The sequence below is a fragment of the Herbaspirillum sp. WTB6 genome, assembly GCF_057457785.1.
On the sequence record NZ_CP176522.1, the window covers coordinates 2,323,047 to 2,347,925 of the forward strand.

Annotated in this window: 22 protein-coding genes; 14 read left to right on the top strand and 8 right to left on the bottom strand. The window is 65.1% G+C overall.

Annotation, left to right across the window (positions count from 1 at the left end):
* Window positions 1–75: 75 nt before the first annotated feature.
* From ACK2VC_RS10845 to fdxA, 3 genes are all read right to left on the bottom strand, one after another.
* On the bottom strand, window positions 76–705 hold the full coding sequence (locus tag ACK2VC_RS10845) for a TetR/AcrR family transcriptional regulator (protein ID WP_486730361.1): 630 nt from the start codon (window positions 703–705) through the stop codon (window positions 76–78).
* A 120-nt stretch (window positions 706–825) separates the two neighbouring features.
* Window positions 826–1,599 carry a ferredoxin--NADP reductase gene (locus ACK2VC_RS10850; RefSeq protein ID WP_486730362.1) on the bottom strand — a complete coding sequence of 258 codons (774 nt, stop codon included), beginning with the start codon at window positions 1,597–1,599 and terminating at the stop codon, window positions 826–828.
* Window positions 1,600–1,640: 41 nt separating this feature from the next.
* A complete protein-coding gene (gene fdxA, locus ACK2VC_RS10855; protein ID WP_486730364.1) occupies window positions 1,641–1,964 on the bottom strand; it encodes a ferredoxin FdxA in 324 nt (107 codons plus the stop codon).
* A 204-nt stretch (window positions 1,965–2,168) separates the two neighbouring features.
* On the opposite strand from fdxA, the gene ACK2VC_RS10860 reads away from it, so the two are divergent.
* From ACK2VC_RS10860 to ACK2VC_RS10920, 13 genes are all read left to right on the top strand, one after another.
* Entirely contained in the window at window positions 2,169–3,791 is a 1,623-nt protein-coding gene (locus tag ACK2VC_RS10860) for a 6-hydroxynicotinate reductase (RefSeq protein WP_486730365.1), read from the top strand.
* A 15-nt stretch (window positions 3,792–3,806) separates the two neighbouring features.
* Window positions 3,807–4,739, top strand: a complete 933-nt coding sequence (locus ACK2VC_RS10865) for a UPF0280 family protein (protein ID WP_486730366.1) — start codon at window positions 3,807–3,809, stop codon at window positions 4,737–4,739.
* A 66-nt stretch (window positions 4,740–4,805) separates the two neighbouring features.
* Window positions 4,806–5,447: an amino acid synthesis family protein gene (locus ACK2VC_RS10870; RefSeq protein ID WP_486730367.1), complete on the top strand. Its 642-nt coding sequence runs from the start codon at window positions 4,806–4,808 to the stop codon at window positions 5,445–5,447.
* A 46-nt stretch (window positions 5,448–5,493) separates the two neighbouring features.
* Entirely contained in the window at window positions 5,494–6,078 is a 585-nt protein-coding gene (locus ACK2VC_RS10875; protein WP_486730368.1) for an amino acid synthesis family protein, read from the top strand.
* Window positions 6,079–6,146: 68 nt separating this feature from the next.
* The gene (locus ACK2VC_RS10880; protein ID WP_486730369.1) at window positions 6,147–7,358 is read left to right on the top strand and encodes an ABC transporter substrate-binding protein; all 1,212 of its coding nucleotides are present in this window, start codon (window positions 6,147–6,149) and stop codon (window positions 7,356–7,358) included.
* A 259-nt stretch (window positions 7,359–7,617) separates the two neighbouring features.
* Entirely contained in the window at window positions 7,618–9,546 is a 1,929-nt protein-coding gene (locus ACK2VC_RS10885; protein WP_486730370.1) for an ABC transporter permease, read from the top strand.
* Window positions 9,543–10,322, top strand: coding sequence for an ABC transporter ATP-binding protein (locus ACK2VC_RS10890; protein ID WP_486730371.1), 780 nt, complete (start codon window positions 9,543–9,545; stop codon window positions 10,320–10,322). Before ACK2VC_RS10885 ends, ACK2VC_RS10890 begins: the two co-directional genes overlap by 4 nt.
* Entirely contained in the window at window positions 10,322–11,104 is a 783-nt protein-coding gene (locus ACK2VC_RS10895; RefSeq protein ID WP_486733220.1) for an ABC transporter ATP-binding protein, read from the top strand. The genes ACK2VC_RS10890 and ACK2VC_RS10895 overlap by 1 nt, the downstream gene beginning before the upstream one ends.
* 13 nt (window positions 11,105–11,117) lie before the next feature.
* The gene (locus ACK2VC_RS10900; RefSeq protein ID WP_486730372.1) at window positions 11,118–11,615 is read left to right on the top strand and encodes a (2Fe-2S)-binding protein; all 498 of its coding nucleotides are present in this window, start codon (window positions 11,118–11,120) and stop codon (window positions 11,613–11,615) included.
* On the top strand, window positions 11,612–15,196 hold the full coding sequence (locus ACK2VC_RS10905; RefSeq protein WP_486730373.1) for a molybdopterin cofactor-binding domain-containing protein: 3,585 nt from the start codon (window positions 11,612–11,614) through the stop codon (window positions 15,194–15,196). The genes ACK2VC_RS10900 and ACK2VC_RS10905 overlap by 4 nt, the downstream gene beginning before the upstream one ends.
* A 61-nt stretch (window positions 15,197–15,257) precedes the next feature.
* Window positions 15,258–16,445: an acyl-CoA dehydrogenase gene (locus tag ACK2VC_RS10910; RefSeq protein WP_486730374.1), complete on the top strand. Its 1,188-nt coding sequence runs from the start codon at window positions 15,258–15,260 to the stop codon at window positions 16,443–16,445.
* A gap of 1 nt (window position 16,446) precedes the next feature.
* Window positions 16,447–17,706, top strand: a complete 1,260-nt coding sequence (locus tag ACK2VC_RS10915; protein ID WP_486730375.1) for a CaiB/BaiF CoA transferase family protein — start codon at window positions 16,447–16,449, stop codon at window positions 17,704–17,706.
* 29 nt (window positions 17,707–17,735) lie between these two features.
* Window positions 17,736–19,169 carry an aldehyde dehydrogenase family protein gene (locus ACK2VC_RS10920; RefSeq protein WP_486730376.1) on the top strand — a complete coding sequence of 478 codons (1,434 nt, stop codon included), beginning with the start codon at window positions 17,736–17,738 and terminating at the stop codon, window positions 19,167–19,169.
* A gap of 30 nt (window positions 19,170–19,199) precedes the next feature.
* On the opposite strand, the gene ACK2VC_RS10925 is transcribed toward ACK2VC_RS10920, so the two are convergent.
* From ACK2VC_RS10925 to ACK2VC_RS10945, 5 genes are all read right to left on the bottom strand, one after another.
* The gene (locus ACK2VC_RS10925; protein WP_486730377.1) at window positions 19,200–20,333 is read right to left on the bottom strand and encodes a VanZ family protein; all 1,134 of its coding nucleotides are present in this window, start codon (window positions 20,331–20,333) and stop codon (window positions 19,200–19,202) included.
* On the bottom strand, window positions 20,333–20,929 hold the full coding sequence (locus ACK2VC_RS10930) for an ABC-type transport auxiliary lipoprotein family protein (RefSeq protein ID WP_486730378.1): 597 nt from the start codon (window positions 20,927–20,929) through the stop codon (window positions 20,333–20,335). The genes ACK2VC_RS10925 and ACK2VC_RS10930 overlap by 1 nt, the downstream gene beginning before the upstream one ends.
* A 142-nt stretch (window positions 20,930–21,071) precedes the next feature.
* Complete coding sequence (locus ACK2VC_RS10935) at window positions 21,072–22,019, bottom strand: MlaD family protein (protein ID WP_486730379.1); 948 nt, start codon at window positions 22,017–22,019, stop codon at window positions 21,072–21,074.
* A 22-nt stretch (window positions 22,020–22,041) separates the two neighbouring features.
* Window positions 22,042–22,860, bottom strand: a complete 819-nt coding sequence (locus tag ACK2VC_RS10940) for an ABC transporter ATP-binding protein (RefSeq protein ID WP_486730380.1) — start codon at window positions 22,858–22,860, stop codon at window positions 22,042–22,044.
* Window positions 22,860–23,981, bottom strand: coding sequence for an MlaE family ABC transporter permease (locus ACK2VC_RS10945; protein WP_486730381.1), 1,122 nt, complete (start codon window positions 23,979–23,981; stop codon window positions 22,860–22,862). Before ACK2VC_RS10945 ends, ACK2VC_RS10940 begins: the two co-directional genes overlap by 1 nt.
* 108 nt (window positions 23,982–24,089) lie before the next feature.
* On the opposite strand from ACK2VC_RS10945, the gene ACK2VC_RS10950 reads away from it, so the two are divergent.
* Complete coding sequence (locus tag ACK2VC_RS10950; RefSeq protein ID WP_486730382.1) at window positions 24,090–24,878, top strand: biotin--[acetyl-CoA-carboxylase] ligase; 789 nt, start codon at window positions 24,090–24,092, stop codon at window positions 24,876–24,878.
* The last annotated feature ends 1 nt before the right edge of the window (window position 24,879 follow it).

The following is a 24,879-nucleotide window of genomic DNA, read 5'->3' on the forward strand; positions in this document are numbered from 1 at the left end:
TCTCCTGGTATATAGGTTCAGCCATCCGGGCTGCAGCCCGGATGGTCTCATCGGTATTGGCGGGGCTTCCGGGGCTTACGGCGATGGCGCGATCGAAACCTGCCGGATCACCGCAGAGGTGATGAATTCTTCCCAGTGCGCCAACGCCTCCGGCTCCATCAGGTCCTCGCCCAGAAAGGCCGACAGCGTAAAGCGGTTGGAAACGTAGAAATAGGCCAGCGCAGCGCTCATCAGGTAAATGTCGCGCGCCCTGACGTCGCGCCGGAAAATATTCATTTCGATACCGGCCGCCAGCACCTGGTTGAGCACCGAAATGGCCGGCGACGAATACTCGCGCGCGCGCATCGACTTGGAAATGTGCTTGCCACGATGCAGGTTTTCGCTGTTGAGCAGCGTGATGAACTCGGGCTTTTTCTGGTAGTACGACCACATGAATTGGACCAGCGTTTTCAGGTCCTCGACCGGATCGTCCATTTTCAGGGCGACCTTCGATTCCGCTTCGTTGAAGCGCCGGTAGGCGTCCTCGATCACGGCGATGAACAATCCTTCCTTGCTGCCGAAGTAGTAGTAGATCATGCGGTCGTGCGACTTGGCGGCCTTGGATATCTGGTCGATGCGTCCGCCCGCCAGGCCGTGTTTGGCGAACTCCTTGGTGGCCGCACGCAGGATGTTTTCCTGGGTCGTCAGGGCAGCCAACTCGCGCACGCGCGGCCGCTTTACTGCTGCTCCGTTGGCAGTGGCTCGTCGTGGAGTAGGTGTCGTCATAATCAGCCGTTATTGAAGTTCGTCGAAACCGTCAAGTCGAATGCGCGCGGCAATGCCAAATCATTGTTCTGCAAAGGCGCGCTCGATCACGAAATCACCCGGTGTCGAAGTATTTCCCTCCGTGAAGCCGCTGTCCGAAAGCATCTGCTTCAGGTCGCGCAACATGCCGGGGCTGCCGCAAATCATGATGCGGTCAGCCTGTGGGTCCAGGCTCGGCACCCCGAGGTCGGCAAACAGCTTGCCGCTGGTGATCAGGTCGGTCACGCGCCCCATGTTCTTGTACTGTTCGCGCGTCACGGTCGGGTAGTAGCGCAACTTGCTGGTCACCAGGTCGCCGAGGAATTCATGATTCGGCAAATTTTCCACCAGCAGGTCGTGATAAGCAAGCTCGTCGACTTGGCGCACGCCATGCACCAGGATCACCTGTTCGAATTTTTCGTAGATTTCCGGATCGCGGATGATGCTCATGAACGGCGCCAGCCCGGTCCCGGTAGACAACAGATAGAGCCGTTTGCCGGGCAGCAGATAGTCGGTAACCAGCGTTCCGGTAGGTTTCTTGCCGACGATGATCGTGTCTCCGACCTGGATGTTCTGCAGCTTGGAGGTCAGCGGACCATCCGGTACCTTGATGCTCAGGAACTCCAGGTGGTCTTCGTAATTGGGGCTGACAATGCTGTACGCCCGCAGCAGGGGTTTGCCGTCCACTCGCAGGCCGATCATCGTGAAATGGCCGTTGGAAAAACGCAGCGAGGAATCGCGCGTGGTCGTGAACGTGAAAAGGCGGTCGGTCCAGTGGTGAACGGTCAGGACTCGTTCTTCATTCAGGGCACTCATATTTTCTCCGTAATCGATGACATTTAAAAATTCGGCCTGGTTCAACGCGCCAGGTGCGCGAGCTTTTCCGTTTGATCTTTCCAGTGCTCCGCGTCCGGCAGCGGGCCGTTGCGTTTGGTGATGGTCGGCCAGGCTTTTGCAAGTTCGGCGTTGAGGCCGATAAATTGCTCCATCTCGGCCGGAAGGTCGTCTTCCGCGTAAATCGCCTGCACCGGACACTCCGCGATGCACACGGCGCAATCGATGCATTCTTCCGGATCGATTACCAGAAAATTCGGTCCTTCCTTGAAGCAATCGACCGGGCATACATCGACGCAGTCCGTGTATTTGCAGCGGATGCAGGATTCGGTCACTACATGGGTCATCGTGGTCTCCTTGCTGGCGGGCCCCGGCAGTGGGGCATTGCCAAATATCGGCAGGTGCTTTACATTGTATTAATGTAGAGAACACTACATTAAGATGAAGTGTACACTAAACAAAAATGTGGTGTACACTACATTTAAAATTGAATGTGAAACGCGTCGATCGCATGCGACGCATGCTCACGCCACGAAGGAGACGCCAGCGTCATGACCGAGCACACCAAGACCGACGGACTGCCGCAACTCGAGCCGCAAGTGCTGGAGCGCGCCAAGCCGCGCAGCGAGCGTATGGCAAGCGACAAAATCGAATGCAATGCCTGTCCCGTGTTGTGCCAGATTACTGCGGGCCGCACCGGTGCCTGTGATCGCTATGCCAACGTCGATGGGACTCTGGTGCGGGTGGACCCCGTGGTCCTGCTGCAGAAGACGCTCGCTGCGCCGGATGGGGCGGTCGTGCCGTTTTCCGGGCGTCCGCGCCTGGGGGGGGATGACGGCGGGGCGAAGCGGGGTAGCGAGGGCGCCGCCGCAGCCGATTGGGATGGGGATCTGCTGCAGGCCAGCGAGGTGTTCGTCACCGGCGTCGGCTCGTCGACCACTTATCCGGACTACAAGCCTGCGCCCTTCATCGTCGCCTCCAGGGCGGAGGGTGTGGACATGGTGACGGTGGTGACGGAAGGCATCTTCAGCTATTGCAGTTTCAAGGTGAAGATCGATACCGACCGCTACCTCGGACCGGAGCAGGCCAACGTGCGCTACAAGGGCGAGGTGGTCGGCCACGTGACGACTGCCGAATACGGCTCGCAGATGTTGTCGCTCGGTGGCGTTCATCATCTGACCGGAGGTAGCAAGAAGGAAGGTCGTCTGACGGCCGAGATGATGCAGTTGATCGGCAACAAACAGGCGGCCGAACTGGCCATCGACGGCGGCTCCCAGGTCGTGGTCCAGGCCGGGCGCGCGCCGATCGTCAATGGCGTCGAGGAGCGGCGCATGCGCGTCGGCTGCGGTTCGGCCACCATCGGCATCTTTGCCAAGCAGCTGTACGGCCAGGTGGATGAGGCGATCGTGGTCGACGATCACATCACCGGCGTGCTGACCGAGCATCAGGCCGGGCGCTGCCTGGGAATCTCGCCATCCGGCGTCAAGATTCGCGGTCGCAAGTCGACACCGGGCCGCTACTTCCAGGTCGCCAACCCCGGCACCGGATGGGGTGGGACCGATATCGCCGATCCGCTTTCCATCATCGAGGGGTGGGACCCGGAAGTGGCACGGCCGGGATTCAGGCTGCTGATGACCTCCACCACCGGTGAGCATGCCGCCTGGTTCGTGCTGGACGATAAGCTGTGCGCGGTGGAGCAACCGATGCCGCCCGAGGTCAAAAAAGTGGTGGATCGGATCGGTGAAAACTGCGAACCGTCATTGACCACGGTCCTATTCCTCGGCGGTGCCGGCGGCAGTCTGAGGGCCGGCGTCACCGAAAATCCCGTCCTGCTGACACGCTCGATCAAGCAGACGCTGGTGAATGTGACCTGCGGCGGCGCACCAGCCTATGTCTGGCCAGGTGGCGGCATCACCGTCATGGCGGACGTGATGCGCATGCCGGACAACAGCTTCGGCACCGTGCCGACGCCCGCCATCGTTGCGCCGATCGAGTTCACGATGAAGTTAGCCGACTATTCTGTGCTGGGCGGGCATATGGAGTATGTGCGCCCGCTGTCGTCCGTACTCGATACCGGCGCCTGGCACAACGAAGGCGCACCGACACGCCGCAAATGGTTGTCTCCGCCCTCAGTGAATGCATGGCCGGCCGACGCCGGTCCGATGCTTGGCTGACTGAAAGGGCTGAACGTGACACCCCAGTGCACCTCGCTTCCGGATGGGCGCCTGCATTTTGCGCACGGTCCGATCGATCTGGTGATTCAGGCCGACGGTCGGGCGGATGTCGTGCAGGCTGCACATCAGATTGCGTGGCGCCGCTTCGAGGCGGTGCTGCCGGAGTTGGTGTGCGAGCTTGAGCAATTGCGGCGTCCGGTAGCCGGCGCCAATCCGCTGCATGGAGTTATTGCCAGGCGCATGTGGCAGGCATGTCACCCATTTCGCGCCGGCTACATCACGCCGATGGCGGCGGTGGCGGGTGCGGTCGCGCAGGAGCTGATCGCCTGCTATGCGCGGCCGGGGGTCGCTCGGGCTGCGGTCAACAATGGCGGCGACATCGCGCTCCATCTGGATGCCGGTGAGTCATATCGGGTTGGTGTCTGCGCCGATGTTTTGACCGCGACCGCAGACGCCGCGCGCGGCGTGCTGCGGCCGGATGGCGAAATCCGGATCGATGCACAGATGCCGGTGCGCGGCATCGCAACCAGCGGCTGGCGCGGGCGCAGTTTCTCGCTCGGGATTGCCGACAGCGTCACGGTGCTGGCGGCAAGCGCCGCACAGGCCGATGCCGCGGCGACCGTCATCGCCAACGCCGTCAACGTGCAGGATGCCCGTATCGAGCGTGTGCCGGCCTGCGCGCTCAAGGATGATTCGGACCTTGGCGACCTGCTGGTGACTGCCGATGTGCCGCACCTTGAGGCCGATCTGATTCATGCCGCGTTGCGTGCCGGCCTGGCACGGGCGCGGCAATTGCGGGACATGAGACTGATCTGGGGCGCGGTCCTGGTGTGCCAGGGCCAGGTGGCGCAACTGCATGGCGATGCCGCCGAGGCGCTGTCCGCAGCCCCCTCCGGTTGGAATGCGCCGCTGACAGCCGCAGCCGGCGTCGCCGCTATGGCGTGTTGAACATTCCCGAGAGCAGACCATGCCGATACCAAACACCATCGAACTGAGAACCGCGAGGATATGCCCATGATCGAGATACGCCGCGTCTTCTGCCATGTGGAAGACATTTTTCATGAATTCGGACCTGTGGCACCGACGCCGCTGCGGCGCGGCTATATTGCCGGGGTTCTCGCCAATCCCTATGCCGGGCGCTACGAGGCCGACATCCTGCCGATGATGGCGCAGCTCAATGACGTCGGCACCGAGTTGGCACATGCATTGCTCGGTCGTCTCGCGGTCACGGTGGAGCAAATCGAGGGGTATGGCAAGGGCTCCCTGGTTGGTGCCGCTGGCGAGCTCGAGCACGGCGCGCTTTGGCACGTGCCCGGCGGTTATGCGATGCGCGAGCTGCTGGGCTGGAAAGGCAATCCGGCCGATTATGCGGCGGGCAAGGGAGGCGGGGTCAAAGGGCAGCCCGCCAATGGGCTGGCGATCGTGCCATCCACGAAAAAAGTCGGAGGCGCGGGGGCAACGCTTGATGTGCCGCTGACACACATCAACGCCGCCTATGTGCGCAGCCATTTCGATGCCATCGAAGTCCGGGTTCCTGGGGCGCCGCGTCCCGATGAACTGGTGTTCATCCTGGCGATGAGCACCGGCCCGCGTATTCACAACCGCGTCGGTGGCCTGAAGGCAGCCGACATCGCCCAGTGGGACGGTCTGCGCTGACCCGGGCCGTTCATTTCCCAACTCATACATGGAAGGTAGAGACGCAATGCCAGCAAAGATTCGCAAGCTTATCGTCCAAGTCGACGAAACCCGCTCCGAAATGGGCCAAGCCATTGACCCGCCCACCCGCAAGGCGCTGGCGATGGCGGTCATCGACAACCCCTACGCTGGCCGTTACGCCGAGTCGCTCGACGAACTGATCGCGATCGGCGAGGAACTGGGCGGTCTGCTCGGGCGCCGCTGTGTCGAGGCGCTGGGTATCGCGCCGGAGCAAGCACAAAGCTACGGCAAGGCCGCGATTGTTGGCGAGGGGGGTGAACTCGAGCATGCCGCGGCCATTCTTCATCCCAAACTTGGCGCACCGCTGCGCCAGGCGGTAAGCAAGGGCGCCGCGCTCGTCCCGTCCTCCAAGAAGATGGGTGGCGTCGGTACCGCGATCGACGTCCCGCTTGGCCACAAGGATGCTGCGTTCGTCCGCAGCCATTTCGACGCCATGGAGGCAAGGGTGGCGGATGCGCCGCGCCCGCACGAAATCGTTGTCGCCGTTGTTGTCACCGACAGCGGCCGACCGTTACCTCGCGTGGGAGGGTTGCAGTCCCACGAAATCAAAGGCGAGGATGGCCTGCGCTAGCAAGTCTGCCATTTCGCTATTCGTCAACAATTATTGCGTTAACCAGTCCACTCATAAAGGAGACACACATGACAAAGACAACCAGTTGGCTCGCCACGGCGGCCGCTCTCTGGGCTGCCGGTAGTGCCTTCACTGCGCAGGCACAGGCGCAAGGCGTCATCAAGATCGGCGAAGTCAACAGCTACAAGGCGCAACCGGCATTCCTTGAGCCATACCGCAAGGGCATGGAATTGGCGGTCGAGGAAATTAACGCCGCCGGTGGCGTCAACGGCAAGAAGCTCGAACTGATCATCCGTGACGACAACGGCAACCCGGGCGATGCGGTGCGGGCGGCTGAAGAGCTGATTTCGCGCGAGCGCGTCGACATGCTGACCGGAAGCTTTCTATCGCACGTGGGGCTGGCGATGACGGATTTTGCCAAGCAGCGCAAAATTTTCTTCCTGGCCGGCGAACCGCTGACCGACAAGATCGTCTGGGAGAACGGCAACCGTTACACTTACCGTTTGCGTACCTCAACCTACATGCAGGTCGCGATGCTGGTGCCGGAAGCGGCCAAGCTGAAGAAGAAGCGCTGGGCATTGGTCTATCCCAACTATGAGTACGGCCAATCCGCAGTTGCCTCGTTCAAGAAATTGCTCAAGGCAGCGCAGCCGGATGTGGAGTTCGTGGCGGAGCAGGCGACGCCGCTGGGCAAGGTTGATGCCGGCAGCGTAGTGCAGGCGCTGGCCGACGCCAAGCCGGATGCGATCTTCAACGTGCTGTTCAGCGCGGACCTGTCGAAGTTTGTCCGTGAAGGCAATACGCGCGGACTGTTCAAGGGTCGCGAAGTGGTGAGCCTGCTGACCGGCGAGCCGGAATACCTCGACCCGCTGAAAAATGAGACTCCGGACGGCTGGATTGTCACCGGCTATCCCTGGTACGGCATCGACACCCCGGAACATAAGGCGTTTCGTGGTGCCTATGAAGCGAAGTTCAAGGATTACCCGCGTCTGGGCACAGTCGTCGGGTATACCGCTATCGTGTCGCTTGCCGAGGGTATCAAGAAGGCAAAATCGACCGATACCGAGAAGCTGGTGGAAGCGTTCAAGAACCTGAAGCTGATGTCGCCGTTCGGCCCGATCGTTTACCGCGCCTCCGACCACCAGTCGACCATGGGCGTCTACGTGGGACGCACCAAGAACAACGACGGCAAGGGTGTGATGGTCGACTTCCGTTACCTGGATGGTGCCGGCTATCTTCCTTCGGCGGCCGAAGTGGCAAAGCTGCGCCCGGCTGACTGACGGATCGTCCGCGGGAAGCATGCGCAAGACGCAGGGCGTGCCGCCCGGCACCCCCTGCGACAATGATGCTGACGGGTTTGGCGAATGAGCGGCGGCGACACCCGCCCGGATTTCGCCTCCATCCCGGCGGTCTTCAGGCCACGAGGGGAGCTGTTTTCCTTCCCGTGCCAGAAACGGGATACCCGGTATAGGGAGGGCGTGGGCGTCCGGTAGCTGCCGGACACTCATCAAGCCATCCCGCTGAAAGAAAGAACGTTTCATGGATTTTTCAAGCTTCTCGGTGCAGTTGCTCAATGGCCTGGCCGGCGCGTCATCGCTGTTCATGGTGGCCGCCGGACTGTCGCTGATTTTCGGCGTGACGCGTATCGTCAATTTCGCGCACGGCTCCTTTTTCATGGTCGGCATCTATGTCGCCTATACGCTGGTGGCCCGGATGGGTGACGGCATGGGATTCTGGCCGGCCCTGCTGCTGGCGGCGGTGGTTGTCGGCATCCTCGGCGCCGTGGTCGAAATAGTACTGTTGCGCCGTATTTACCGCGCGCCGGAGCTGTTCCAGCTGCTGGCCACCTTTGCACTGGTGCTGGTCATCAAGGACGCGTCGCTATGGTTGTGGGGGCCGGAAGAGCTGCTTGGACCGAGGGCGCCCGGCTTGGAAGGGTCGGTGTCGATTCTCGGGCGCCAGTTCCCCACCTATGATCTGTTTCTGATCGTGGTCGGCCCGGTGGTGCTTGGCTTGCTCTGGCTGTTGCTGAGCCGCACCCGCTGGGGCACGCTGGTGCGCGCCGCCACCCAGGACCGCGAGATGGTCAGCGCGCTGGGCGTGAACCAGGCCTGGCTGTTTACCAGCGTGTTTGCGCTGGGCGCATTGCTGGCGGGCTTGGGCGGCGCCTTGCAATTGCCGCGCGAACCGGCCAACCTGGAGATGGACCTGATCACGATCGGCGCCGCGTTTGTCGTGGTGGTGGTGGGCGGCATGGGGTCGATTCCCGGCGCCTACATCGCGGCGCTGCTGATCGCGGAAATCAAGGCGATCTGCATCTGGCTCGGGCTGGTTGACGTGCTGGGGGTCAGCGTGTCGTTTTCCAAGCTGACCCTGGTGGTCGAGTTTCTCGTGATGGCCACCGTGCTGGTGGTGCGCCCTTGCGGGCTGCTGGGAAGGCCGCAGGCACCGGCCCGCAGCTACGGCGCGGCGGAGGCGCCGTTGCGCGCCGCCGGCAACGTCTACAAGGCCACCGGCGTGGCACTCGTGCTGCTGCTGGTGGTGATGCCGCAGTTGACCGGCGACTCGCCCTACATGATCGTGCTGGCGATCGACTTGCTGATCGCAGCGCTGTTCGCCGCCAGCCTGCACTTCATCATGGGTCCAGCCGGTATGCACTCATTCGGACACGCCGCCTATTTCGGGTTGGGTGCGTATGGGGCCGCGATGCTGGTACGCAGCCTGCATCTGCCGATGGAAGTGGCCTTGGTGGTCGGTCCCCTGGTGGCCGCTGCCGGCGCGCTGCTGTACGGCTGGTTCTGCGTGCGCCTGTCGGGGGTGTACCTGGCGATGCTGACGCTGGCCTTTGCACAGATCACCTGGGCGATCGTCTACCAGTGGGATGCGGTCACTGGCGGCAGCAATGGCCTGACCGGAGTGTGGCCGGCAGGCTGGCTGTCCGACAAAACCTCGTACTACTATCTGACGCTCGCCATCGTGGTGGCCGGCGTACTGCTGTTGCGGCGGGTACTGTTTGCGCCGTTCGGCTACGCGATGCGAGCCTGCCGCGATTCGGTGCTCAGGGCCGATGCGATCGGGATCGATGTGAAGCGCATGCAATGGGCCGCCTTCGTCGTCGCCGGCCTGGTGGCGGGCGTCGCCGGTGCACTGTTCGCCTTTTCCAAAGGCAGCATATCGCCGGAAAGCCTGCACGTCGGCAAATCGGTGGATGGTATCGTGATGGTGATGCTGGGCGGCATCCAGACCCTGGTCGGTCCGATCGTCGGCGCGGTCACCTTCAGTTGGCTGCATGACACCATCGCGCGCAGTACCGATTACTGGCGCGCCATGCTGGGCGGCATCATTTTGTTGCTGGTGTTGCTCTTCCCGCAGGGTGTCGCCGGCTTTGCCCGGCAACTGTATGTCAATCTGACCGAGCGCAGGACCGAAAATGCCAAAACCACCGAAATGAAGGAGGCGCACCAATGAGCCTCATGACAGTAAGCAATCTTGGCAAGTCCTTCGGCGGCATCAAGGCGGTCGACGGCATCACCTTCGACCTCCATGCCGGTGAGCTGCTGGCGCTGATCGGGCCAAACGGCGCCGGCAAATCCACCACCTTCAACATGGTGAACGGCCAACTCCAGGCCGACGTCGGCTCGATCAAGCTGGGCGGCAAGGAACTGGTCGGGCTCAAGCCGCGCGAGATCTGGCGCCTGGGCGTCGGCCGCACGTTCCAGATCGCCGAGACATTTGCCTCGCTGACGGTAGTCGAGAACGTCCAAATGGCGCTGCTATCGGCCGACGGTAAACTGTTTTCGATGTGGCGCAAGGCGTCGTCACACAAGCGCGCCGAAGCGCTGGCGCTGCTGGATCAGGTCGGCATGGCGGCGCAGGCGGACCGCCCCTGCAGCGTGCTGGCGTATGGCGACGTCAAGCGAGTCGAACTGGCGATCGCGATGGCCAACCGGCCGAAGCTGCTGCTGATGGACGAGCCGACCGCCGGCATGGCGCCCAAGGAGCGCAACGAATTGATGGCGCTGACCAAGAAACTGGTGACCGAAAGCAATATGGCGGTACTGTTCACCGAGCACAGCATGGATGTGGTGTTCGCGTATGCCGACCGCATGATCGTGCTGGCGCGCGGCCGTCTGATCGCCGGCGGCGCGCCGCACGAGATCCGCGATCATCCGAAGGTGCAGGAAGTTTACTTCGGCAGCGGCAAGACGTTTGAAAAAAACAAGACATCGAAGGAGGCCGCATGATGCCAGCCGCTGCAGCAAGCGCCGTGCTGGGTGCCCGCACTGAAACCCGCACCGCCAGGGAAAAACTGCTCGAGATCAAGGCGCTGAATTCCTGGTATGGGGCGGCGCAGATCCTGTTCAATGTCGACCTCGAGGTGCGGCGCGGTGAAGTCGTGGCCCTGATGGGCCGCAACGGCGCCGGCAAGTCGACCACGCTCAAGGCGATCATGGGCATGGTGCCGAAACGGCGCGGCAGCCTGTCCTTCATCGGGCAGGACATTTCGTCGGCGCAGCCGCACGAGATCGCCGCGCGCGGTCTCGGGTTCGTGCCCGAGGACCGGCGCATCTTCACCGATCTTTCCGTGATGGAAAACCTGGACGTCGGCCGCCAGTCCGATCGTCGCTGGCCGGACGGCTCGGCGGCGCCGACCTGGACCCCCGAGCGGCTGTTCAAGCTGTTTCCCAACCTCGGCGAAATGCCGAACCGGCCCGGTGGCCGCATGAGCGGCGGCGAGCAGCAGATGCTGACGGTGGCGCGCACGCTGATGGGCAATCCCTACCTGGTGTTGCTGGACGAGCCGTCGGAAGGCGTGGCGCCGGTGATCGTCGAGCAGATGGCGCACATGATCCTGGAACTGAAGGCGGAGGGCGTGAGTATCCTGCTGTCCGAGCAGAACATGCATTTCGCCGAACTGGTGTCCGATCGCGCCTACGTGCTGGAAAAGGGCCAGATCCGCTTCGAGGGCACGATCGAGGAACTGGCCGCGAACGAAGCGATCAGGCAGGCCTACCTCAGCGTCTGAGGCTGCAATCGGCATGAGCACATCGCCCACCGCAATCGCGCTGACCGTCAACGGCGAGCGGCATTGCCTGGAGGTGCCGGGCGATGCGCCGTTGCTGCACGTGCTGCGCAACGACCTGCAGCTCAACGGCCCGAAGTACGGCTGCGGCCTCGGCCAGTGCGGCGCCTGCGCGGTGCTGGTCGACGGCAAATGCGCGCGCTCCTGCGTGATCCCGGTGCGCGGCGCGGCCGGGCGGGAGATCACGACACTGGAGGGGCTGGGCGGCCGGGAAGCGCTACATTTCGTTCAGCGGGCGTTCATCGAGGCCCAGGCCGCGCAGTGCGGCTACTGCCTGAACGGCATGATCATGGCGACCGTGGCGCTGCTGCGGATCAACCCGCGGCCGAGCGATGCCCAGATCCGGGACGGGCTGGCGCACAATCTGTGCCGCTGCGGCACCCATGTCGAAATCCTGCAAGCGGTTCATCGGGCCGTCGAATTGCTGGCCGCCACCGAGGAGAGAGCGAGATGAGCCGGCGCGCCGATCTGCCTTACAACCGGCGTGATTTCCACCAGGCGGCCGGCGTGCTGCTGATTACCCGCCAACCGCCGCCGCCGCCACCGCCGGTGCAGGGCCAGCCGGCGGCGGTGTCGGGGAATCCGGCCGAAGGGGTCGAAATCCTGATCGCGGTGTGGGACGACGGCAGTGTCACCGCCCTCAACGGTCACGTCGACCTCGGCACCGGGATCCGCACCGCGCTGGCACAGATCGCCGCCGAAGAGCTCGATGTGCGGATGGAACAGCTCAACATGGTGCTGGGCGACACCACCCGCGCTCCGAACCAGGGGGCGACCATCGCCAGCGCTTCGATCCAGATCCATGCGGTGCCGCTGCGCAGTGCCGCCGCGCAGGCGCGCGCCTGGCTGGTGGCGCAGGCGGCGCAACGGCTCGGTGCCACGCCGGCCGAACTCGAGGTCGAGGCCGGCATCGTTGCGGTCCGCGCCCAGCCGCAGCGTTCGGTCAGCTACGCCGAACTGGTCCGAGGGCGCCACGTCGAACTGCTGCTCGACAGCGGAGCGCCGCTGAAGGCACCGGCAGACTACCGCCTGGTCGGGCAAAGCGCGCCGCGCGTCGATATTCCGGGCAAGGCCGTCGGCGAGCTGACCTACGTGCATGACGTGCGCGTGCCGGGCATGCTGCATGGCCGGGTGATCCGGCCGCCATATGCCGGCGCCGACCATGGCGATTTCATCGGCAATACGCTGGAATCGGTCGATGAAAGCTCGATCGCGCACATTCCCGGTATCGTCGCGGTGGTCGTGATCCGTGACTTTGTCGGCGTGGTCGCGCTGCGCGAGGAACATGCCGAACAGGCGATGCGCGAGCTGGCCGTCCAGTGGCGCGACTGGCCGGCCCTGCCCAACCTCGCCAATCTGGAAGTTGCGCTGCGCCAGAACCCCTCCACCCAGCGGGTGGTGGCAAACCAGGGCGATGTCGACGCCGCGCTGGCCGACGCCGCCGTGCGCATGGACCGCAGCTATGTCTGGCCGTACCAGCTGCATGCGTCGATCGGCCCCTCCTGCGCGGTGGCCGACTGGCGCGAGGACGGCATGACGGTATGGGCCGGCAGCCAGAACCCGCATGTCTTGCGGGCCGAGCTCGCCAGGCTGATGGACCTGCCGGATCTCGCGATCGACGTCATCCGCATGGAAGCCTCGGGTTGCTACGGCCGCAACTGCGCCGACGACGTGGCCGCGGATGCCGCGCTGCTGTCGCGCGCGGTGGCCCACCCGGTGCGGGTGCAACTGACGCGCGAGCAGGAGCACCTGTGGGAGCCGAAGGGCGCCGCGCAGTTGATGGAGATCCGGGGCGGCCTGAATGCCGACGGCGGCGTCGCCGGCTACGATTTTCAAACCTCCTATCCATCCAACGGCGCGGTCTCGCTGGCGCTGCTCCTGACCGGCAAGGTCAACCCGCAGCCGGTGGCCTACGAGATGGGCGACCGCACCTCGGTGCCGCCCTACGATTACCAGAACCTGCGGGTAACCATCAACGACATGGCGCCGATCCTGCGCGCGTCGTGGCTGCGCGGCGTGTCCGCCTTGCCCAACTCGTTCGCGCATGAATGCTATATCGACGAGTTGGCGGCCGAGGCCGGCGTCGATCCGGTCGAGTACCGCCTGCGCTACCTGAAGGATGAGCGCGCCGTCGACCTGGTGCGCGCCACCGCCGAGCGCGCCGGCTGGCTGCCGCATACGCAGGCGCAACAGCAGGAGCCGGACGGCGAATTCCTCAAGGGGCAGGGTTTCGCCTATGCCCGCTACACGCACAGCCGCTTTCCCGGCTTCGGCGCCTCCTGGGCCGCCTGGGTGGCCGACGTCGAGGTCAATCGCAACACCGGCGAAGTGCATGTACGGCGGGTGGTGGTCGGGCATGACGCCGGCCTGATGATCAATCCGGCCGGCGTCAAGCACCAGATCCACGGCAACGTGGTGCAGACCACCAGCCGCGCGCTGAAGGAAAAGGTGGAGGTGGACAAGGTCACCAACACCGTGGTCAGCAAGGAATGGGGCAGCTATCCGATCCTGAATTTCCGCGAAGTGCCGGTGATCGACGTCATGATGATGCCGCGCCCCGACCAGCCGCCGCAGGGTGCCGGCGAATCCGCCTCGGTGCCGGGTACGGCAGCGATCGCCAACGCCATCTTCGATGCGACCGGCGTGCGCTTGCGGCAGCCGCCGTTTACCCCCGAGGTGGTCAAGGCTGCGTTGAACCCGCCGCCACCGGAGCCAGCGGCGCCGCCGCGCACGCGCCGCCGCTGGTGGGCGGTTCCCGGCGCGCTGCTGGCCGGCGTGGCCGGCATCGCCGCTGCCATGATCGGCTGGAAGCCCAGCATTCCCGAGGTGACGCGCACCGATCCCTCGATCTATACGCAAGGCGTGATCGAGCGGGGCCGGCTGCTGGCAGCGGCCGGCGATTGCGTCGTGTGCCATACCGCGCCCAACGGCGTGCCGAATGCCGGCGGCCGCGCGCTGCAGACGCCGTTCGGCGCGATCTACAGCACCAACCTGACGCCCGATCCTGAAACCGGCATCGGCAAGTGGTCGTTCACCGCCTTCCAGCGCGCGATGCGCGAAGGCATCTCGCGCGACGGCCGGCACCTGTATCCGGCGTTCCCGTACACCTCGTTCACCAAGACCACTGACGACGACCTGATGGCGCTCTATGCCTATCTGATGTCGCAGCCGCCGGTGCGCGCCGAAGTGCCGAACAACGAACTGGCGTTTCCATTCAATATGCGGCCGCTGGTGGGCTTGTGGAACGCGCTGTACCTGAAGCCTGGCCCCGACGCCGCAGATCCGACGCGCTCGGCGCAATGGAACCGCGGCGCCTATCTGGTCAATGGCCTGGGCCATTGCACCGCCTGCCATACGCCGCGCAATGCCCTGGGAGCGGAAAAGGACGGCAAGCACTATTTGACCGGGGCGCTGATCGATGGCTGGGAAGCGCCGCCTCTGACCGCGATTACGCATGCGCCGGTGCCGTGGACCGAACAGGAGTTGTTCCGCTATCTGCGGCATGGCGATAGCGCCCAGCACGGCGTGGCGTCCGGGCCCATGCTGCCGGTGGTGCAGCAACTGGCGACGCTGCCGGAAGACGATGTGCGGGCGATGGCCCACTATCTGACCTCGTTCAATGCGCCGCCCGCCGCGCACGAGGCCGCGGCGGCGGCGCGCGAACTGGTCACGGCGTCCCAGGCCAAGGCGCAGCAGTTGGTGAGCAGCGACAGCCGCCTGTTCTCGACCGCCTGCGGCAGTTGCCATCACGACGGCGAGGGTCCGGCATTGCTCGGCCTGAATCGTCCGCTGGCGCTCAACAGCAACCTGCATAGCCAGACGCCAGACAACCTGGTGCAAGTCGTCCTGAACGGCGTGCGCGATACGGCGGGGCGCGAAGGCGGCTTCATGCCCGCCTTCAAGCACAGCCTGAGCGATGAGCAGATTGCCCGGATTGCCGGTTACATGCGGCAGCGTTATGCGCTGGACAAGCCGGCCTGGAGCGATATCGAGCATACCGTCGCCAGGTTGCGTCAGGCGGAAGGCGGCCATTAGCGCCAGGCCGCTTAAAATATTTTTCGAAATTGATTCGTTACCTACCATCGAAGGAGTTGTCATGAGTGTGTCCAAGGCCAAAGCCAGTTTCAACTGGAGCGACCCGTTGCTGCTGGAGCAGCAGCTCACCCCCGACGAACGCGCGGTGCGCGCCGCCGCCGAGGCCTATTGCCAGGACAAGCTGGCGCCGCGCGTGCTGGAAGCCTTCCGCCACGAGCAGACCGATCCGGCGATCTTCCGCGAAATGGGCGAACTGGGCCTGTTGGGCCCGACCATTCCCGAGCAGTACGGCGGCCCCGGCCTGAACTACGTCGCCTACGGCCTGATCGCGCGCGAAGTCGAGCGCGTCGATTCCGGCTACCGCTCGATGATGAGCGTGCAGTCCTCGCTGGTGATGGTGCCGATCTACGAATTCGGCAATGAAGAGACGAAACAGAAATACCTACCGAAGCTGGCTACTGGCGAATGGATCGGCTGCTTCGGCCTGACCGAGCCGAACCACGGCTCCGACCCCGGCTCGATGGTCACGCGCGCCAAGAAAGTGGCCGGCGGCTATGCGATTACCGGCAGCAAGATGTGGATTTCCAATTCGCCGATCGCCGACGTGTTCGTGGTCTGGGCCAAGGACGACGAAGGGGCGATCCGCGGCTTCGTGCTGGAAAAAGGCTGGAAGGGATTGAGTGCCCCGGCGATCCACGGCAAGGTTGGCCTGCGCGCCTCGATCACCGGCGAAATCGTGCTGGATGAAGTGTTCTGCCCGGAGGAAAACGCCTTCCCCGAAGTGCGCGGCTTGAAGGGGCCGTTTACCTGCCTGAATTCGGCGCGCTACGGCATCGCCTGGGGCGCGCTGGGTGCGGCCGAGGATTGCTGGCACCGCGCGCGCCAGTACGTGCTGGACCGTACCCAGTTCGGCAAGCCGCTGGCGGCCAACCAGCTGATCCAGAAGAAGCTGGCCGACATGCAGACCGAGATCACGCTCGGCCTGCAGGGCTGCCTGCGGCTGGGGCGGATGAAGGACGAAGGCACGGCGGCGGTCGAGATCACCTCGATCATGAAGCGCAACTCCTGCGGCAAGGCGCTGGACATCGCCCGCCTGGCGCGCGACATGCTGGGTGGCAACGGCATCTCGGACGAGTTCGGCGTGGCACGCCACCTGGTCAACCTGGAAGTGGTGAATACCTACGAAGGCACGCACGACGTCCATGCGCTGATCCTGGGACGCGCGCAGACCGGCATCGCGGCGTTCTGAGGTGGCAAGCGCATCCACCCCATCGGCGGCCGCGCGGCCCGCGGCCCTGACCGGCCTCAAGGTGCTCGACCTGTCGCGCATCCTGGCCGGGCCCTGGGCCGGGCAGTTGCTGGGCGACCTCGGCGCCGACGTGATCAAGGTCGAGCGCCCGGGAGCTGGCGACGACACGCGCGGTTGGGGCCCGCCGTGGCTGCGCGACGAAGCCGGCAATGCGACGACGGACGCCGCCTATTTCTTCAGCGCCAATCGCAACAAGCGTTCGCTCGCGATCGACATCAGCGCCGCCGAAGGGCAGGCGCTGATTCGTCGCCTGGCTGGCCAGGCCGACGTGCTGCTGGAGAATTTCAAGGTAGGCGGACTGCGGCAATACGGCCTCGACGCCGAGTCGCTGCTGAAACTCAACCCGCGCCTGATCTATGCCTCAATTACCGGCTTCGGCCAGGATGGCCCGTATGCGGCGCGCGCCGGCTACGACTTCCTGATCCAGGGCATGGGCGGGCTGATGAGCGTGACCGGCCGCCACCAGAGCGAAGAGGGCGCCGGGCCGCAAAAGGTGGGCGTGGCGCTGACCGACGTGATGACCGGCCTGTACACCGCGGTGGGCGTGCTGGCGGCGCTGGCCGAACGGGAAAAGACTGGCCATGGGCAGCATATCGATATCGCGCTGCTCGACGTGCAGGTGGCGGCGCTGGCCAATCAGGCGGCCAATTACCTGATCGGCGGTATCGTGCCGGAACGGATGGGCAATGCGCATCCGAACATCGTGCCCTACCAGGATTTCCCGACCGCGGACGGCGACATGATCCTGGCAATCGGCAACGATGCCCAGTTCGCGCGCTTCTGCGGCATTGCCGGCCACCCCGAGTGGGCGCAGGATGAGCGCTTCGCCAGCAATCGCGGCCGCGTCGAAAACCGCGCGGCGCTGCTGCCGCTGATCCGGCAGGCGACGGTATTCCGGCCAACGCACGAATGGATCGCCGCGCTGGAGAAGGCGGGCGTGCCATGCGGGCCGATCAATCGCATCGATCAGGTATTCGCCGATCCGCAGGTGCTGGCGCGGCAGTTGCGCGTGACGCTGCCGCATCCGGTGGCGGGCGAAGTGCCGCTGGTCGCCAATCCGATCCGGTTGTCCGCCTCGCCGGTCGAATACCGGCGCGCGCCGCCGCTGTTGGGCCAGCACACCGATGAGGTGCTTTCCGACTGGCTCGGCTTAACCGAATCCGAGATGCAAAGACTCAAGGACGGCGGCGTCATCCGCTGAGCGCCCGCCCCCATCCGAAGGACAAAGTCATGAAACAGAATCTGATCAACGGCGAATGGATCGCCGGCGCGGCTTCCCGGCCCAACATCAACCCCTCCGATACGCGCGACGTGATCGACGAGTATGCGCAGGCCGATGCGGCGCAAGTCGAGTTGGCGGTGGCCGCCGCCCAGCGGGCTTTCGATTCCTGGTCGATGGCGTCGCCGCAGGTACGGGCCGACGCGCTGGACAAGGTGGGCGCCGAACTGCTGGCGCGGGCAGCGGAACTGGGCGACCTGCTGGCGCGCGAAGAGGGCAAGACCTTGCCGGAAGCAGTGGCCGAGGTGAAGCGCGCGGGCCAGATCTTCCGCTTCTTCGCCGGCGAAGCGGTGCGCATCCCGGGCGAGCGCCTGGCCTCGGTGCGGCCCGGGATCGAGGTCGAGATCACCCGTGAACCGCTCGGGGTGGTCGGCATCATCACGCCCTGGAATTTCCCGATCGCGATTCCGGCCTGGAAGATCGCGCCCGCGCTGGCCTATGGCAACTGCGTGGTCTTCAAGCCGGCCGACCTGGTGCCCGGATCCGCCTGGGCGCTGGCGGAAATCATTCACCGCTGCGGTATTCCGGCCGGCGTGTTCAATCTGGTGATGGGGCCGGGGCGGATCGTCGGCCAGGCCATGATCGACGACCAGCGCGTGAATGCCATGACGTTTACCGGGTCCGCCGCGACCGGACGGCGCGTGCTCGAAGGCACCAGCCGGCGCTTGGCCAAGGCGCAGTTGGAAATGGGTGGCAAGAACCCGCTGCTGGTGCTGGATGACGCCGACCTGGAGCAGGCGATCGAATGCGCGGTGCAAGGTGCGTATTACTCGACCGGGCAGCGCTGCACGGCGTCCAGCAGGCTGATCGTCCAGCGCGGGATCCACGACGCGTTCGTCGACGGCTTGCGCCAGCGCCTGGCGCGCCTGGTGGTCGGCGACGCGCGCCATCCGGACACGCACATCGGCCCGGTGGTCGACGAGCAACAGTTGCAGGCGGATCTGGAATACATCGCCATCGGCCGCGCCGAGGGCGCCGAACTGCTACAGGGAGGCCGCTTGTTGGAACGTGCCGCCCCCGGCCATTATCTGGAGCCGGCGCTGTTTGTCGGCGCCACGCCGACGATGCGGATCAGCCGCGAAGAGATTTTCGGGCCGGTTGCCTGCGTGTTGTGCGCCGAGGATTTCGAACATGCGCTGGAACTCACCAACGATACCGAGTTCGGCCTGTCGGCCGGCATTTGCACCACCTCGCTGAAGCATGCGGCGCAGTTCAAACGCCGAGTCCAGGCCGGGATGGTGATGGTCAATACGCCGACTGCCGGCGTCGATTACCACGTGCCGTTCGGCGGCCGCAAAGGCTCAAGTTACGGGCCGCGCGAGCAGGGGCGTTATGCGGCGGAGTTCTATACGACGGTAAAGACGGCGTACATCGCAGCCGGATAAGGAGCGCGCCGCGGGCAGGCCGGATACCGTTCAGGCCGGCCAGCGCTTGCGGCGGTGCGTCGGGTGCAGCAGGAACCACAGCATGAAGAACGGCCATAGCAGCGACAGGAATTGGGCGGCGCCGTTGAAGTTGAGGAATTTGCCCTGGACCCAGGCTTGCAGGGTGGCGACGAAATACGGGTTGGACGGCACCAGGTTGACGATCACCAGGCTGGTGACCAGCGTTGCCACCGCCAGCCGGCGCTGTGCCAGTGGCGGCGCAACGGTCAGCCCGGCCAGCATCAGGGTGCCCACCAGCAGGCCGCCGCCGGCGCCCGGTGTCAGCCAGGCAAAGGCATTTTCCGGCGCGAACAGCAGTGCGCTGGCCAGCGCTTTCACCGTCACCGCGGCGCCCACCAGCGCCAGCGCCAGCGCGCTTTTCGGCGCCTGCTTGCGCAGCAGGAACAGCAGGGCCAGCACGGCGCCGGACATGCCGCAGGCGGTGATGATGGTTTCCGCCAGCCAGTATTGTTCGACGCTCGGCTCGACGCCGTGCCGCAACAACTCGGCCAGATCGATCGGGGTCGCCAGCCAGTCGGACAACCAGTCAGACAGCACGGTCGTGAGCTGGCCCTGGCCGAACAGATAGCCCTGCGGATAAATCTGCGCCAGCGGCCACAGCCCCAGCACGATCAGGCCGCGCCCGGCATCGCCGCCGAACCAGCGCCGCCGCAATGCGAGCAGGCGGCTCTGCTCCAGGAACGGGCGCGTCAGCAGCACACCGGCGACCGCGCCGATGCAGGCCCCCAGCGCATTGGTCAGCAAGTCGAGGTTGGATGGCACGCGACTGGGCAACAAGGTCTGGCCCGCTTCCATCGCCGCCGACAGCAAGGTGCCGGCGGCGACCGCCAGCAAGGCGGCTTTTACGCCGCGTATGTGCGGATAAAGCGCGAACACCAGCAGCAGGCCGAACGGCAGGTAGGCCAGCACGTTGGTCGCGGCGTCGAACAGCGTCCAGTAATGCGGCAGGGGAGCCAGCAGCAGCGCCTGCGGCGACAGTCCGCGATTCTCCCAGCCGGAAAACGGGTACCAGCTGCCGTAAACGATCAGCACGAGGTAAAAGAACAGGCTGGCGCGGGCCGAAGAGGAGCCGTGGCTGGTGGCGGCCGCCGTCGATGCGCTCATTATTTCTTGAGCTGCACCGTCGTCAGCCACTGCAGCAGGTCGGTGATCAGGAGGTCGCTGGCCGTGGCCAGCGCGCGCGCGCCGCCGGCGGCGTCGGCGCTGGGGGCCGGCACCTGTTGCGCAAAGCTCTTTTGCGCCAGCAGCAGACGGCCGGAAAACAGCGTGGCGCGGGCGCTGATGTGCGCCGTGCTGGCGGCCGGAGCGCTGAAATTCTGGCTGAAGTCGTCCAGTTCGATGCGCAACAGCGGCAGGTTCAAGGCGCCGGCGGCGGCCGGTGCGACCACGCCGCCGGCCGCCGCCAGGCGCGCCCGCAGCCGCTGCTCCAGTAACGCCGCCGGTGCCATGCTCCAGCGGCTGTCCGCATACGGACGCGGCTGCTGGCCGTTGGCATAGGCGAGCCGATAGACCATGCCGGGATTGTCGAGCCAGGCAGGAGCGCTGACCTCGCTCAGGGTCAGGGCGGGCAGGTTCGGCACGGCGGCGGTTGCCGGCAGCGGGCCGAAGTCATACAGGGTTGGCGCCGACGGGGGCTGCGTATGGGCGCAGGCGGCCAGCAGGCTGGCCAGGAATACGATTGCGAGCAGGTTTTTTTTCATCGGAGCCCTTGTGCAGGAGTGGCGACAGTTGGCGGCAATTCCCAACATATTCTGTACTGATGGTGGTATTTAAAATTCCGCAATAAAAATAAGCGAGAGCGCCGGATTTTTCAACATACTCCCTATTTAATGGGTGGCAATATCATCGCGCGGGGACAACGAAACCCGCTTCACCCGGGCCAGGCGGCGCAGACGGCGCGCCAAACAGGATACTCTGAGGACGCTGGTTGAAATTCTCCAGCGTCCGGTTCAGCGTGTGCAGCGAGGTGCGGGCGTCGCCGGCCAGCAGGTTGACGCGCGGCAGCGTGCCGCGTTCCAGGCTGCCGGCCGCCGCGCCGAGGTTTTCCATGCTGTCGGACAGGCGCTCGATCGGCCCGTTTTGCGCCTGCAGGCTGGTGGTCAGTGTATCCAGGTTGGCGGAGAGCCGGCTGACGTCCTGCGACAGGGTCGAGATCGATGCCAGCGTCTGATCCAGGCGGGCGGTCAGCGCCGGCAGCCGGGCCAGGGTCGGCTGCAACTGGCGCGGGACGGTGCCGAATTCGTTGGCCGCGCGGCTGACGTCGGTGAAGGCGGCCAGCATCGTCTTCTGGTTGGCTGGTTCCAGCAGCGCGTTGAAACGCCGCGCCAGTTCCTCGGCCTCGGTCAGGATCGCCAGACCCTTGCCCTGCAGTGCCTCGAACAGGCTCGGGCGCAGCTCGATGCGCGCCACATGCTCGCGCGAGCTGGACACGCGCACCGGCCGGCTGCCGTCGTCGTCGAGCTGGACGTAGGCGATGCCGGTCACACCCTGGTAGCCGAGCATGGCGAAGGTCGACTGCGTGATCGGCGTGTCCGGATTGACGCTGATGCGCACCAGGATCTGGCCCGGTACCTGCGGGTCGAAAATGATCTGGTCGACCTTGCCGACGTTCAGCCCGCGATAACGCACCGCCGCCTGCGGATTCAAGCCCGGCACCGACAGCTTGGTCGCCAACTCATACGGCACCCGTACCACGCGGTCACGGTTGAACCACATCGACAGCAGGATCGCCGCCGCCAGCAGCAGGATGGTGAACAGGCCCGCGATTAGGGCGTGTGACTTATTTTCCATGATTCGTTTCCATAGTCGAACTTCAGGTGCGCGGCGCTGGCGCCGCGGGCGTTTCGTCCAGTACTTGCAGCGCCCGGCGGCCGCGCGGGCCAAGGAAGAAATGGCGGATGAACGGATGCTCGAACTCGATCACCTGACGCGGTGGAGCGCAGACCACCACGTGCTTGTCGGCCAGCACCGCGATCGCAGTGGACAGCGCAAAAATCGTGTCCAGATCGTGCGTCACCATCACCACCGTCAGCTCCAGTTCGCGATGCAGCGAGCGGATCAGGTCGACGAAACTATCGGAGCGATCCGGGTCGAGACCGGCAGTCGGCTCGTCCAGGAACAGCAATTCCGGCTCCAGCGCCAGCGCGCGTGCCAGCGCCACCCGCTTGATCATGCCGCCGGACAGCTCGGCTGGCATCTTCAGCGCATCCTTCGGCGTGATGCCGACCATGCCCAGCTTCAGCAGCACCGCGTCGCGGATCACCGGCTCCGGTAGGCGGCGCAACTCGCGCATCGGCTGCGCCACGTTGTCGAATGCGGTCAGCGCCGAAAACAGCGCGCCCTGCTGGAACAGCATGCCCCAGCGGTTGCGCATCGCCTGCAGTTGCGCGCCGTCGGCGCGGCAGATGTCGGTGCCGAACACTTCGATGACGCCGCGCGACGGCTGTTCCAAGCCGAGGATCTGGCGCAGCAGCGTGGTCTTGCCGGAGCCGGAACCGCCCACCAGCGACACGATCGCGCCTTGCGGCACTTCCAGGTTCAGGCTTTGATGGACCGTGAAATCGCCAAACTGTTTCCACAGATTGCGGATGCGGATCACCGGCGGCGGGCCCGAAGGATTCTGCACCGCCATCAATAAAATCCGACGTCGTTGAACACGATCGCAAAAATCGCGTCGGCCAGGATCACGATCGTGATCGCCGTCACCACCGAGGTGGTGGTGCCGCGCCCCAGGCTCTCGGTGTTCGGTTCGATGCGCAAGCCGAAATGGCAGGCCACCAGCGCGATCAGCGCGCCGAAGGTCACGCCCTTGCCGAGGCCGATCCAGTAATTCGGCAGCGGCACCGCATCCGGCAGCGCGGCAATGAAATAGCGGATCGAGATCCCGAGCTCCATCTTGGCCGCCACCATGCCGCCGAACAGTGCCACGGCGTCGGTCCAGATCACCAGCAGCGGCATCACCAGCGCCAGCGCCAGCACTTTCGGCATGATCAGGCGAAAGCCGTGCGGCAAGCCCATCACCAGCATCGCGTCGAGTTCCTCGGTGACGCGCATCACACCCAATTGCGCGGTGATCGACGAGCCGGAACGGCCGGCCACCAGGATCGCCGCCAAAAGCGGCCCCAGCTCGCGGATGATGCTCATGCCGAGGATGTTGACCAGGTAGACGTCGCCGCCGAAGGTGCGCAACTGCTGCGCCGACAGGTAGGAAAGTACGATGCCGATCAGGAATCCGACCAGCGCCGTGATGCCGAGCGCCTGGTAGCCGGCATGAAACACATTGGCCGAGATTTCCTTCCACGGCCCGCGCTGCGGCGCCCTGGCGAAGCGCGCCAGGTCCAGCACCAATTGCCCGAGCAGGCTAACGAAGCCGAGCAACTGTTCCAGCACTTGCTGCAGTCGCCGGTTCAGCCTGGTTGGCGATAGCCACGGTGTGCGCACTGGCGTGGGGAGTGCCGGCAGCGGCTGCTGCGCCAGCCGTTCGAAGATTTGTGCGTTGCGTGGCTGCAACTGCAACTGCGCCGGCTGCCGGCGATTCCAGGCATTCCACAGCAACTGCGCGCCGAAGTGGTCGAGCGCGCCGATCTGCGACAGGTCCCAGGCGGCGCCGGGCGGCAAGCGCCGCAATTGCGCCTGGATGGCGTCGGTGATGTCGGCATGCGCCAGTTGCTGGACTTGCCAGTCGCCGCGCGCGCGCACGATCGAGCCGTGTAGCAGTTCCAGGGTGGGCGGCGACGCTTGTTGATTAGGCATGTGGCAAGTTTAAGGGCAAACGGGTGGGCGGTCACGTGCCAAACGCGGCGTGCTGGCCGGCCGCAACGGCCGTGTCATCGCCGGCGGCCTACCGTTACAATGCGCGGCATGACTTCCCCACTTTCGGCAGCCCAGATTGCCGCCCACTTGCGCAGCAGCGCGCAGCAGATCGAGATTCGAACTGTCGCCAGCACCGGATCGACCAATGCCGACCTGCTGGCCCAAGTCGAGCGCCTGACGCAGCCGACGCTGCTGGTGGCCGCCAGCCAGAGCGCAGGGCGCGGGCGTGCCGGGCGTTCCTGGCAGTCGGCCCCGGGCGCCTCGCTGACCTTTTCGCTGGCGTGGCGCTTTGCGCAGCCGCTGCATCAGTTGATCGGCCTGCCGCTGGCGATCGGTGTCGGCATTGCCGAAGTGCTGGACGGCTTCAATCTGCCGTTGCAACTGAAATGGCCGAACGACCTGCTGCGCGACGGCAAAAAAGTTGGCGGCGTGCTGATCGAGACCGCAACGCCGTCCTATCCGCGCGCCGAAGGCTGCTGGGCCGTAATCGGCGTTGGCCTGAATCTGTTGCCGCCGGCTCTGGACGACGAGGCCGCGGCGGCGGCCATGCCGGAGCTGCTGCGGGTCGAGCCGGAATTGCTGCTGGCCGAGTTGCTGAGCGGCCTGGCCGATACGCTGCTGCAGTTCGAACAATACGGCTTTGCGATGTTTTGCGAACGCTGGAACCGGCACCATGCGTATGCCGGCCAGCCGGTGGTGTTGCTGGATCACGGCAACATCGTGCAGCAGGGCGTGGCGCAGGGGGTGGATGCCAGCGGCTGCCTGCTGCTGCAGACTGCGGCCGGCGTGCTGCCGGTGATGGCCGGCGACGTTTCGCTGCGCCTGCAGGGAGCGTGAG